At 43.1% G+C, this 11,573-nt stretch carries 11 protein-coding genes; 6 read left to right on the forward strand and 5 right to left on the reverse strand.

What is annotated here, in order from left to right:
* Positions 1 to 246: 246 nt before the first annotated feature.
* From IM462_RS09015 to IM462_RS09030, 4 genes are all read right to left on the reverse strand, one after another.
* Entirely contained in the window at positions 247 to 1,485 is a 1,239-nt protein-coding gene (locus tag IM462_RS09015; protein WP_287701164.1) for a glycosyltransferase family protein, read from the reverse strand.
* A gap of 146 nt (positions 1,486 to 1,631) precedes the next feature.
* Positions 1,632 to 2,792, reverse strand: a complete 1,161-nt coding sequence (locus IM462_RS09020; protein ID WP_287701120.1) for a nucleotidyltransferase family protein — start codon at positions 2,790 to 2,792, stop codon at positions 1,632 to 1,634.
* Positions 2,793 to 3,492: 700 nt separating this feature from the next.
* The gene (locus IM462_RS09025) at positions 3,493 to 4,680 is read right to left on the reverse strand and encodes an RNA-guided endonuclease InsQ/TnpB family protein (protein ID WP_287701122.1); all 1,188 of its coding nucleotides are present in this window, start codon (positions 4,678 to 4,680) and stop codon (positions 3,493 to 3,495) included.
* Between the two features lie 196 nt (positions 4,681 to 4,876).
* Positions 4,877 to 5,167, reverse strand: coding sequence for a small RNA NsiR4-regulated ssr1528 family protein (locus IM462_RS09030; protein WP_002732452.1), 291 nt, complete (start codon positions 5,165 to 5,167; stop codon positions 4,877 to 4,879).
* 20 nt (positions 5,168 to 5,187) lie between these two features.
* Between IM462_RS09030 and IM462_RS09035 the strand changes: the two genes are divergently transcribed.
* The 6 genes from IM462_RS09035 (at position 5,188) to shc (ending at position 10,836) form a co-directional block, all read left to right on the forward strand.
* A complete protein-coding gene (locus IM462_RS09035) occupies positions 5,188 to 5,676 on the forward strand; it encodes a BlaI/MecI/CopY family transcriptional regulator (protein WP_002761005.1) in 489 nt (162 codons plus the stop codon).
* On the forward strand, positions 5,676 to 6,524 hold the full coding sequence (locus IM462_RS09040) for a M56 family metallopeptidase (RefSeq protein ID WP_002761003.1): 849 nt from the start codon (positions 5,676 to 5,678) through the stop codon (positions 6,522 to 6,524). Before IM462_RS09035 ends, IM462_RS09040 begins: the two co-directional genes overlap by 1 nt.
* A 2-nt stretch (positions 6,525 to 6,526) precedes the next feature.
* On the forward strand, positions 6,527 to 6,994 hold the full coding sequence (gene bcp, locus IM462_RS09045) for a thioredoxin-dependent thiol peroxidase (RefSeq protein ID WP_004162677.1): 468 nt from the start codon (positions 6,527 to 6,529) through the stop codon (positions 6,992 to 6,994).
* Between the two features lie 156 nt (positions 6,995 to 7,150).
* Positions 7,151 to 7,948 (forward strand): 30S ribosomal protein S2, encoded by a 798-nt coding sequence (gene rpsB / locus IM462_RS09050; protein ID WP_079210095.1) that lies wholly within the window; start codon positions 7,151 to 7,153, stop codon positions 7,946 to 7,948.
* 116 nt (positions 7,949 to 8,064) lie between these two features.
* On the forward strand, positions 8,065 to 8,820 hold the full coding sequence (tsf, locus tag IM462_RS09055; RefSeq protein WP_002753383.1) for a translation elongation factor Ts: 756 nt from the start codon (positions 8,065 to 8,067) through the stop codon (positions 8,818 to 8,820).
* A 108-nt stretch (positions 8,821 to 8,928) separates the two neighbouring features.
* Entirely contained in the window at positions 8,929 to 10,836 is a 1,908-nt protein-coding gene (shc, locus tag IM462_RS09060; RefSeq protein ID WP_287701162.1) for a squalene--hopene cyclase, read from the forward strand.
* 60 nt (positions 10,837 to 10,896) lie between these two features.
* Here the strand turns inward: shc and IM462_RS09065 are convergent, their stop codons facing one another.
* Positions 10,897 to 11,292 (reverse strand): helix-turn-helix domain-containing protein, encoded by a 396-nt coding sequence (locus IM462_RS09065; RefSeq protein WP_287701163.1) that lies wholly within the window; start codon positions 11,290 to 11,292, stop codon positions 10,897 to 10,899.
* Between the last annotated feature and the right edge of the window lie 281 nt (positions 11,293 to 11,573).

Here is an 11,573-nt window from a genome sequence, read left to right on the forward strand (position 1 = left end):
ACTTGATTTCAGTTTTTTCTTTGTCAGTAAGGGTGTCAACAAGGAATATTACAAATTGTTAACCGAGTCTTGAAAGCCTTGTGCCACAAAGGTTTGAAATGTTAAGAAAGATGTGACTAAAGGACAGCTTATCAAGGGGGGATCTCCCCGCCTATCGGCACCCCCCTTATCAAGGGGGGCAGGGGGGATCGAACCCAAAATCTATCTTCAATTTAATTATAACCAGCTACTTAATTCTCTGATTGCTTAAAAACTAGACAATTGTTCAGCAATAATAGATACTAACTTATCCACTGCTCCTGGTTGCCCGCGCACTGCCCGCAATTTTTGCCGGATAGCCTCTAATTGTTCGGGATTTTCTAGCCAGGATATAGCTATATTTGCCACTTCCTCTGGTTGTAATTCCCCCAATAATTCCGGAACAATTTCAGCACCAGCCCAAATATTTGGCCAAGCATATAAACGCTTTTTCCGCAACATATAGAGATTAATTATCTTAGCAAATAAAGAACCCACCCCCGGCAGTTGAGCTAATAAACCGGGTAAACCGTCCCAAGTTCGCATCGCGTCTAGTTGCTGAGTCGGTAGTAAAATAATCATCGGGATTGCCAGCGCCCCTAATTCGGCAGTATTAGCACCCACCGTCGTTAAAGCTAAATGACAGCGAGAAAGCTGGTTATGGGCGGGAAAATCGGTAATTAGGTCAACTTTTACCCCCTTAGCTGTTTCTAGATAGGGTTTTTCGCCGTTTTTTAATTTAGCAGCACTCCAACCGGTTTTAGTGATCATCGGATTATAGCTAGGATCGGCAAATTTCGCCAAATAAGCTAAATTTAGGGTAGGAGCGACGGGAATTAAAAATTTAGTCCGGGGAGCCTGCGCGTGTATCTTTTCGGCAATGGCTAGGGTTAGGGGTACACCCTGAGCTAATTTCGAGGGTTTGGAACCCGGGAGAAGTGCAATTAAGGTAGCATCATCCGGGGTGATAGCATTGGGCAAATCCACCATTAAATCGCCGATAACGGTAAATTTATGCTGATATTGTTGGGGAATATTATTTAATACACTTGTATTCATCACGGCAAAGCGATCGATCCCCCGATACCAACGCGCTTCCCATTCCGCATAGATAACGGTGCGATAACCCAAACGTTTACCGATGGTGAGGGCAAAAAATTGATCGCCCCCTAAAAACAAAACGATGCCCTTGGGGTGCCAATCCCAATTATCGGCGGTTTTTCCCCAGAAAAGAAAATTAAAGAAGTTTTCTGGCGACTGGACTCGATCAACCTCCGGATATTTCCTAACTACTTCCGTTTCCGCTCCCATAGCATGGGTACAAGGGGAAAGAATCACCGAAATCCGCAACAGCGATCGATCTTCTGTTAAGTTTTGTCGCAATCTCTTGACAACTGGACGCACCCATGTAGATATTTCTCCAGGACCATTAGAGAGAATGAGAAGATCAACAGGAGAATCAAACATGATAAGTAGTCGTGCAAAATTAATGTCTTGGTTAGGATAGGCAAAAGGCAAAAGGCAAAAGGCACTCATGCAAGGAGTGGTTAGATATGTGTAATTAATTTTGCTTAGGTACTTATCAAGTAAAAAGTTCCCCGTTGCGGTGTTGCCTACTTGCCATTGAATAAAGAACGAATTGCCTGATGTTTAGGGTGATCAAACTCTGGGAGAACCTTGCGGGTATCGGTAATCAACCAATCCAAGGCTGCCGCTTCCACATCGATCGCCGCGCCGGTTTTATCAACACAGTAGCGCCCAAAGACCAACTTATCCACCAAACGCGCCCCTGAACCGAGGCGAGAATATTCAAAAATAACGCTATTATCCACCGTCGCGCCGCCACAAATCCAACAATTTGGGCCAATCATACTCGGACCGACAATTTTCGCCCCGTCTTCAATGCGCGTCATTGCCCCGATATACACAGGTCCGGTGATATCGACTCGATCCCAGTTTACCCCCACATTTAAGCCCGTGTAGATGCCCGGTTTGACTTCGATGCCGGGGATAGCAACATTTTTAATTTTCCTGGATAACACCCCGCGAATTGCCTGCCAGTAGTCGGGGACTTTACCGATATCCACCCATTCAAAATCCATGTTTAAAGCGTAGAAAGGCGCAGCTTTAGCGACTAATTGGGGGAATAATTCGCCCCCGATGTCGTATTTACTATTAGGGGGAATAAAATCAATGATTTCTGGCTCAAAAATATAGATACCCGTGTTAATGCAGGTACTTAAAGCTTCATCGATGGCGGGTTTTTCTTGGAAACTGAGAATCCTTCCCTCCTCGTCGCTAACTACCACCCCATAACTGGATACTTCCTCTCTGGGGACGGTTTTGGTGACAATAGTAGCGATCGCTCCTTTTTCTCGATGCCATTTAACGGCTGCGGTTAGATCGAGATCAATCAGCGCATCACCACAGAGAACCACAAAAGTATCGTCAAAAAAGGGATTAAAATCTTGAATTCGTCGTAAACCGCCCGCCGATCCCAGGGCATCACCGATTAACTCTCCCTCTTCGATTCTACCCTCGAAAGAATAGCCGATATGCACCCCAAAACGCTGACCATCGCGGAAATAACTCTCAATTTCTTCGGCTAAATGACTAACATTGACCATGATCTGATCAAAGCCATGCTGTCGCAACAGTTCCAACAAAAACTCCATCACCGGCTTTTGTAAAATCGGGATCAGGGGTTTGGGAATCGTATGGGTAATCGGACGGACACGAGTTCCTTTGCCTGCCGCCAAAATCATGGCTTTCATCGATGTTTATTTCCTTTTGCGATCGAGGTCTGAAGTTAAATCATGCCTAGTGTATCATTACCGGCTCGGAATCAGTAGTTATCTCTTGGGGGTACCTCGAAAAATAGATTTACTTTAGCATTGCACCGCCTGAAACCCTGATAAAAGCTTGGTTGATTCTCAATTAGTCCGAAGATTTTCTCAATAATTCCAATTGATCGAGCTACCCCTTGAGTAATCGATAACGGAAAAAGTGAGAGATTTAACCCAGATTACACTGATGGACAAAATTAACAAATTAACTTTGCTGTAACTCATACTACCCAGTCCTCTAGGCTAAGATGATCCAAAAAACGCAAGTTTTTAAATTGATGGGCAAAAAAAGTTTAATTTTAGGCAATAACCAAGGCGTTATGTCTAGGCTACCTCGAAAAATCGAATTTTGAGGGACGGAGAGCCTTGTTAGTTGTTGAAAATTATTCCCTCTTCATCAATGTATATCAAGGAGATTTCCTCGACCAACACTTTGTTAACAAAATCTTTTATTCGAGGTGTCCTTGAGCATTAGATTAACCTAGACTCCCTGGCTAATTTCCCCAACAATCCGGTTAACCGCAAGCAGTCTAGGCGAAAAATGGTGAGCAAAAATTTGACTACTTGAGATATTGACACTCCCGTCGCGCTTATGCGAGGGATTCTTGGTTCACTGACTCAAGTTGTCTTAGCAGGTATTTCTACCAACCAAAATAGAGCTTAAATCTCCCCAAGCGTTTAGGTCTGACGACCAGCTTCCGATATGCCCTATCGTAGCTTTTTTGAGTATATTTAATGCCGCCATCTTGTCCCTATCTTCCACATACCCACACAAACAAACATGAGTTCTGACTGATAGAGACTTTTTGACTAACCGACCACAATTAAGGCATTCTTGACTTGTATAGGCGGGATTAATAGCAATAGTTAGCCTGCCGTATTTAATGCCAAAATACTCAATCCATTTTCTCAATTGTGTCCAACCAGCATCATTGATACTCTTGGCTAGTTTTCGATTACGCACAAGGTTCTTGACTTTTAAATCCTCGTAGGCTATCAAGTCGTTTGACTGAATTAAACGGAGTGCCAATTTTTTAGCAAACTCTTCTCGTTGCCTACTTACTTTTAAGTGTCCCTTGGCGTATTTTTGACTAGCTTTTTTGTAGTTATTAGACTGCTTTTGTCCTCTCTTAAACTTTTTCGACTTTCTTCTATTCAGTTTATTAAGACGCTTCTCTGCTTTTCGATAATACTTAGGAGGCTCTACTGTATTCCCGTTGCTGTCAGCATAAAGATATTTTAACCCCATATCTAATCCTACGCAATGACCCGTCGATTCTGATTGTGGGGTTATATCTCTAGCATCGAGTTTTAGCATTAACTGGCAATAATATCCATCAGCCCTTTTAACTATTCTTATCCGTTGAATTTGCCATTCTTGAAAATCCAACAAGTCTCGACTACCAATTAGTTTTAACTCCCCAATGTTTTTCCCATCAGTGAAAGTTATTCTCTTGGAATTTCGATTAAGTTTCCAACCTGACTTTTTAAACTCAACAGAATGAGTACGTTTAGAGTATTTAGGATATCCTTTCTTACCAGCGATTTGGTTCTGGCAATTGTTATAGAACCTAAGAATAGCAGTCCAAGTCCGTTCGCAAGCCTGTTGACAAGCTGTAGAGTTAAGGTCTTGAACAAAAGGGTATTCACTTCTTAATTGAGTGACATATTTATATACATCCTTTTGTCCTACACCTTTATTGTCTTCCCAATATCTAAGACATTTATTCCGAACAAACTGTACTGTCCGAATAGCCTCATCAATGGCTTGATATTGAGATGGTTTTCCTCTAAGCTTGTACTCTAAAACAAACATTTTGCGTTGTCGACCTACCACGCAAACTACTCTAGCATACTAAAATTAAATTGGCAACTATAGATTAGAGTTATTCTTAGTCGTGCTTCGTGTCACTGAGCCTTTACATTGAGCCTGTCGAAATGTGTCGAAGTGCTGTTCTATGCTGGCGGAACTTTTCATCTCCGAGGTGAAACCGAGAGATGAAAAGCCGACATTATAGGTAAAAAGCGATTTCTTTCTCCTTGAGAGGGGCAAAATCGGCGGCTAACAACAGCTGATTTAACTCCTCTTGGGGGATATGTTTGGCCCCGATGCGGACAATTCGCGATCTCATCGTGTTAGATACTCCGCTTCTTTGTCGTCCTGCTTCCAAACCCATTACCCGGTGATAAAGTTCCAATTTTGCCGGGGGAATTGGGGAACCATCAAAATCAATGCCATTAGCGATCGCCACATCAATGGCATCAGCGCCCGTAGTTGTGGTTAAATTAGTTTCGGTGGACATAAAGACAATATAAAGGATCGTTGCTATTTTATCAGGCGATCGATATCCGCCGCTATGATCAGGAAAGTAATCTTCATTTCTGTGTGACTATGGCTCAATTGCCGACCTATCAACCAAAACAGTTATCCCTGGGCCCCCTGGAAGCGGAAATTCTCAATATTGTCTGGGAATTGGAACCCGTTAGCGTTAAGGATGTCCACGATCGCATTTTAGCGGATCCGGAACGAGATCTGGCCTATACTTCTGTGACTACGGTACTGCGTCGTTTAACTAATAAAGGCTGGTTAAGTTGTTATAAAAAGGGTCGGATTTTCTACTGGAAACCGATGGTTTCTAAGGAACAAGCACAGGCAATTAAAGCCTACGAACAATTACATCGTTTTTTGGCTATTGGTAATGCGGATGTGGTGGCTTCTTTTGCCGATAGTCTCGATACTGCTAGTGTCGAACAATTAAAAGCGATCGCCTCTCGTTTAGATACCCTTCGTCAACAACGGAGAGAAAGCTAATGCACGGTTCAATGTTATTACTAGCATTAACTATCGCCATTGGTTTACGTTGGTTTCTGCCCAGCTATCAGCGTCGTTGGCAGATAACGCTATTTTTCTTCCTCTTTCCTCCTTTGCTGCTGTTAATGACAGTTATATCGGTGGTTTGTATGGGCTATCGCGGGCAAATGCTAGGCTATAACTCTAGTTTAATAAGTTACTTTAGTGCCATAATTTGGCTAGTTTTTGCTATATTTTGTTTGATAAAACTTTCCTATCAAACTTGGCAAACCCATCGGGATTTTAGCAGTTATCCCCTCAAAAAAATCACCGCTCAGAAAGCGAGAGTTTTAGCAGTGGATTTTCCCTACAGTGCCAGAGTTGGCTTCTGGAAGTCGGAATTAATTGTGACGCAAGGATTATTAAATCTCTTAGATCAAGAACATTTACAAGCAGTTTTAGCCCACGAACAAGCTCACCAAGAATATCATGACACTTTCTGGTTTTTCTGGTTAGGTTGGCTGCGATCGATGTCTTCTTGGCTGCCCAATAGCGAGAATTTATGGTCAGAATTGGTCTTCTTGCGGGAATTACGCGCCGATAAGTACGCTTCCGGACAGGTGGATTATTTACTATTAGCTGAATCGCTGCTTTTAGTGGCAGAAAAAGTTAATCAAGTAGCGGAAATAAGTTTCTCCGATAGTTGCTGTGTCGCTCTCAATGATCATTCTTTAAATAATCGTTTATTAGAGAGAATCGATGCTTTAGTCGAGTCAGAAAACCCCGAACTTCCCAGATTTAACTATCAAGTCTGGCTATTGCTTTCCCTCTCCCTCGCTCCTTTCTTACTCTTGCCTTTACACTCCTAAAAATGACCCTAGAAGTTGGACAAAAAGCCCCCGAATTTGCCACCCCCAACCAAAGGGGGGAAATTAGTAAATTAGCAGATTTTGCCGGTCAATGGTTGGTCTTATATTTTTATCCCAAAGATAACACTCCGGGCTGCAGCACAGAAGCGATCGATTTTACCGCTTTGTCGCCGCAATTTCAGCAATTAAATGCGGTAATTCTGGGAGTTAGTCCCGATTCAGAAAAGTCCCACTGTCGTTTTATTGAAAAATACAATTTAACTATTCAATTATTGAGCGATCCCGATCATCAACTGGCGGAAATTTATCAAGTCTGGGGATTAAAAAAATTTATGGGCAAGGAATATATGGGGATTAGACGCTCCACTTTCCTGATCGACCCCCGGGGAAATATTGCCTATATTTGGTCAAATGTCAAGGTAAAAGCCCATGCAGAAGCGGTTTTGAAAAAACTTGAGGAATTGCAGTAGGAAGCCCTCAGTACCCAATATTTACGGGTATGCAATTGCGCCCTTTCGTGTTAGACTAGAAAAGTTGTCAAAAATCGCACATCTAGGCGATCGGGTGTTTCTAGGAATCTAGAAATCCAGCCCTAGATGGAGGATAAACCCGAAAAGGAGAAAAATATGCCCGTTGTCTCTCTCGCAGAATTGCTAGAGTCTGGGGTTCACTTCGGCCATCAAACGCGCCGTTGGAACCCGAAAATGTCTCAGTACATCTACACTGCCCGGAATGGGGTTCATATCATTGATTTGGTGCAAACTGCCCAATTAATCGAAGAAGCTTACGAATTTGTCCGAGGAGAAGCTGATCGCGGTAAACGCTTTTTATTCATCGGTACGAAACGGCAAGCGGCAGCGATCATTAAACAGGAAGCTTTACGCAGCGGCAGCCACTTCGTTAACCAACGCTGGTTAGGGGGAATGTTAACCAACTGGGAAACCATTCGCGGCCGGGTAGAAAGACTCAAAGAATTAGAAGAATTAGAAAATAGTGGCGCCCTCGATAAACGACCGAAAAAAGAAGCATCGGTACTGCGTCGGGAATTAGGCAAACTAGAAAAATACCTCGGTGGCATTAAAACCATGCGCCGGCTGCCGGATTTAGTGATCGTAGTGGATCAGCGTCGGGAATACAACGCTATCCAAGAATGCCAAAAATTGGGCATTCCCATCATCTCCCTCTTGGATACTAACTGCGATCCTGACTTGGTAGATGTGCCGATTCCCGCCAACGATGACGCAATTCGCTCAGTCAAACTGATTTTAGGCAAAATTAGCGATGCGATCATCGAAGGTCGTCGGGGTGGTCAAGCAGCGGTGGAAGAATACGAGGAAGACTACGATAATGAAACCGAGTACGAGGAAGAAGGTGATTATTCCCAATACGCCGCCGAATTTGCCAGTGGAGACGACGATAACTAGGGAAAATTAGCCATTGATCGCAGCTAGGTTCGGGGGGAAACTTTCCGAGCCTATCGAGCGGTCAAACCTGCCCCTCTCGTGGCATGATCAATTATAAGCAGTAGGTTAGGAATTTTATGGCGGAAATTACAGCACAACAGGTTAAAGAACTTAGGGAAAAGACCGGCGCCGGCATGATGGATTGCAAGAGGGCGCTGACGGAAAACGCGGGGGATATAACTAAAGCGATCGAATGGTTGCGTCAAAAAGGGATTACTTCCGCCGAGAAAAAAGCTAGTCGGGTAGCGGCAGAAGGGATGATCGGCAGTTACATCCACACCGGCAGCCGCATCGGTGTTTTAGTGGAAGTGAACTGTGAAACCGATTTTGTCGCCCGTCGCGAGGAGTTCAAAAAATTGGTTAATGACGTGGCGATGCAGATTGCCGCTTGTCCTAACGTCGAATATGTAAAAGTGGCCGATATTCCCGCCGAAATCGCCGCCAAAGAAAAAGAAATTGAGATGGGACGGGACGATTTAGCCAATAAACCCGATAATATCAAAGAAAAAATCGTGGCCGGCCGCATTGAAAAACGTTTGAAAGAACTTTCTCTGCTCGATCAACCCTTTATCCGCGATCAGAACATCAGTATTGACGAATTGCTCAAACAAGCGATCGCCGCTTTGGGAGAGAATATTCAGGTGCGTCGTTTCCAACGCTTTGTACTAGGTGAAGGGATCGAGAAAGAAGAAACGGATTTCGCCGCCGAAGTAGCCGCCCAAATGGGACAAAAAGCCCCGGAACCCGTAGCAGCAGCCCCGCAAGTGGAGGAAAAAGCTCCGGAACCGGCAGCGAAGGATAATCCGCCCGCTAAAGGCAAAAAGAAAAAGTAAGTTAAATGAAGATCAATCTGGTGGGGTGCGAGTTTCGTACCCTTTTTGTCTTCAGGGAATTATGAATTATTTGCACTCGTGGTCCCTAGAGGTTGTCGAACGGAAAAAATGCAGATTCAGGAAAAAATCACCGAAATAGCCGCTAAAACAGCGAAAGCGATCGAACTTTCTCAAAATTATTTACTTTCTACCCAATACTCTGACGGTTACTGGTGGGCAGAATTGGAATCTAATGTCACCATCACCTCAGAAGCAATTTTACTGCACAAAATCTGGAAAACTGACAAAAAACGCCCCCTAGACAAAGCCGCCACCCATCTGCGTCAGCAACAGTGTCCTAACGGCGCTTGGGAGTTATTTTATGGTGATGGTGGCGATCTTAGCACCACTGTGGAAGCCTACATGGGGCTGCGACTATTGGGAATTCCCGCTAATGATCCTGCTTTAGAAAAAGCTAGAGAATTTATCTTAGCTAAAGGTGGCATCAGCAAAACCCGCATTTTCACCAAAATGCACCTCGCTTTGATTGGTTGTTACGATTGGCAGGGGGTTCCCTCTATCCCCGCTTGGATTATGCTACTGCCGGAAAATTTCCCTTTTACTATCTATGAAATGTCCAGTTGGGCGCGGGGAAGTACGGTTCCTTTATTAATTGTTTTCGACAAAAAACCCGTGTATAAAATGGGTTTTAATCTCGATGAACTCTATACAGAAGGGGTGAATAATGTCAAGTATGAGTTACCAAAAAATAACGATTGGGCGGATGTTTTCCTCTGGTTAGATGGGCTGTTTAAATGGGCAGAAAAAACTGATTTAGTTCCCTTCCGTCAAGAAAGTCTGAAAGCGGCGGAAAAATGGGTAATTGAACGACAGGAAGACACGGGCGATTGGGGAGGAATTATCCCGGCGATGTTAAATTCCCTGTTAGCTTTAAAAGCCCTAGGTTATGATGTTTACGATCCGATTGTTGCCCGCGGTTTAAAAGCGGTGGATAATTTTGCCATTGAGACAGATAATACCTATTGTGTACAGCCCTGTGTTTCGCCGGTTTGGGATACGGCTTGGGTAATTCGATCGCTAATTGAATCCGGTCTAAATCCCGCTCATCCAGCTATGATTAAAGCGGGACAATGGTTAATCGATCAACAAATTCTTGATTATGGCGATTGGGCGATTAAAAATAAAATCGGAACCCCCGGGGGTTGGGCTTTTGAATTTGATAATCGCTGGTATCCCGATTTAGACGATTCGGCAGTGGTGGTGATGGCTTTAGAGTTAATTAAAATGCCCGATGAAAATATTAAAAAAGCTGTGATGAAACGGGCAGTTAATTGGATGGCTACTATGCAGTGTAAAGCTGGTGGTTGGGGAGCTTTTGACATCGATAACGATCAAAACTGGCTTAATTCTTTGCCCTATGCCGATCTAAAAGCAATGATCGATCCTAATACGGCTGATGTTACTGCCAGAGTTCTAGAAATGTTAGGTACTTGTGATGTTAAAATGGAGGAAATTCGAGTTAAAAAAGCTTTGGATTATCTGGAAAAAGAACAGGAAGCTGATGGTAGTTGGTTTGGTCGTTGGGGTGTAAATTATATTTATGGAACCAGTGGGGCATTATCTGCTTTGGCTTTTCTGGAACCGAATAAATATCGCCAGCAATTGCAAAAAGGAGCCAATTGGTTAAGCAGTTGTCAAAATGTTGATGGTGGTTGGGGTGAAACCTGTTTTAGTTACAATAACCCTAAATTTAAAGGACAGGGAAATAGTACCGCTTCCCAAACTGCTTGGGCATTAATCGGTTTATTAGCCGTCGGGAAAGTCACCGGTAATTATCAGCGAGAAGTAATCGAAAAGGGCGTTAACTATCTTCTTGTTACCCAAAAAGAAAATGGTACATGGGATGAAGATTACTTCACTGGTACAGGTTTTCCCTGTCATTTTTACCTGAAATATCATTTCTATCAGCAGTATTTTCCTTTACTGGCTTTGGGGCGTTATCGGGCTTTGATTTAGTCCGTTAACCTATGCGTTAAGACAGGAAATAAATTTAACTGTCTAGCGCATTTTTTGTGACTAACTAGGAAGAAATAAATCAGGAGATATATTTAAAAAATTGGCTAATTTTTGAATATAGATAGGGGTTAACTCTTGTTGCCCATCAAGAATATCATCCAGGGTTGACTTACTTTCAAAAATAGATAGCAAATCTTGCTTTTGTAGGTTTCTTTCCTCTAGTATGAATTTTAACAATTCAATTCCATAAATATCAGGTATTGGCTCTTGATTTTCCTCATACTCATAAATTAAAGACCCTAAAACATTTAGATATTCCCTTTCTTCTACCGTTAATTGGGGTTTGTCTAAAAGGCGATTAATAACCTCCTGCATCATTTCTAAGTCTTCCTCATTGTGAATAGGACGAGGCGGGTATTGCTTTAATAATTCTAAGTATTTATCAGTGGCAAACATAAAGATAACTCTAATTTTATGGTTTAAATAGGGGTGACTGAAGGAGATACAAAATTTTTAGTTAATAATTTATAGTTTTCATAAGTGGGTGGGTGGAATTAAATATAAGATAAACGTAGGTTGGGCTTCGGCCGTGAACTCAGCGTTCGACTGAGCGTTCGACTGAGCGTTCGACTGAGCGTTCGACTGAGCGTTCGACTGAGCGTTCGACTGAGCGTTCGACTGAGCGTTCGACTGAGCGTTCGACTGAGCGTTCGACTGAGCTCACGCCGAAGTCTCAC

Origin of the sequence: Microcystis sp. M144S2 (assembly GCF_020246065.1) — a bacterium.
In the GTDB taxonomy this organism is placed as follows: Bacteria; Cyanobacteriota; Cyanobacteriia; order Cyanobacteriales; family Microcystaceae; genus Microcystis; species Microcystis ichthyoblabe_A.

Bases quoted from the DNA above. Each gene is read 5' to 3' on its own strand.
- IM462_RS09015 (WP_287701164.1), bottom strand. From the start codon at position 1,485: ATGTTTGATTCTCCTGTTGATCTTCTCATTCTCTCTAATGGTCCTGGA.
- IM462_RS09020 (WP_287701120.1), bottom strand. From the start codon at position 2,792: ATGAAAGCCATGATTTTGGCGGCAGGCAAAGGAACTCGTGTCCGTCCG.
- IM462_RS09025 (WP_287701122.1), bottom strand. From the start codon at position 4,680: ATGTTTGTTTTAGAGTACAAGCTTAGAGGAAAACCATCTCAATATCAA.
- IM462_RS09030 (WP_002732452.1), bottom strand. From the start codon at position 5,167: ATGTCCACCGAAACTAATTTAACCACAACTACGGGCGCTGATGCCATT.
- IM462_RS09040 (WP_002761003.1), top strand. From the start codon at position 5,676: ATGCACGGTTCAATGTTATTACTAGCATTAACTATCGCCATTGGTTTA.
- bcp (WP_004162677.1), top strand. From the start codon at position 6,527: ATGACCCTAGAAGTTGGACAAAAAGCCCCCGAATTTGCCACCCCCAAC.
- rpsB (WP_079210095.1), top strand. From the start codon at position 7,151: ATGCCCGTTGTCTCTCTCGCAGAATTGCTAGAGTCTGGGGTTCACTTC.
- tsf (WP_002753383.1), top strand. From the start codon at position 8,065: ATGGCGGAAATTACAGCACAACAGGTTAAAGAACTTAGGGAAAAGACC.
- shc (WP_287701162.1), top strand. From the start codon at position 8,929: ATGCAGATTCAGGAAAAAATCACCGAAATAGCCGCTAAAACAGCGAAA.
- IM462_RS09065 (WP_287701163.1), bottom strand. From the start codon at position 11,292: ATGTTTGCCACTGATAAATACTTAGAATTATTAAAGCAATACCCGCCT.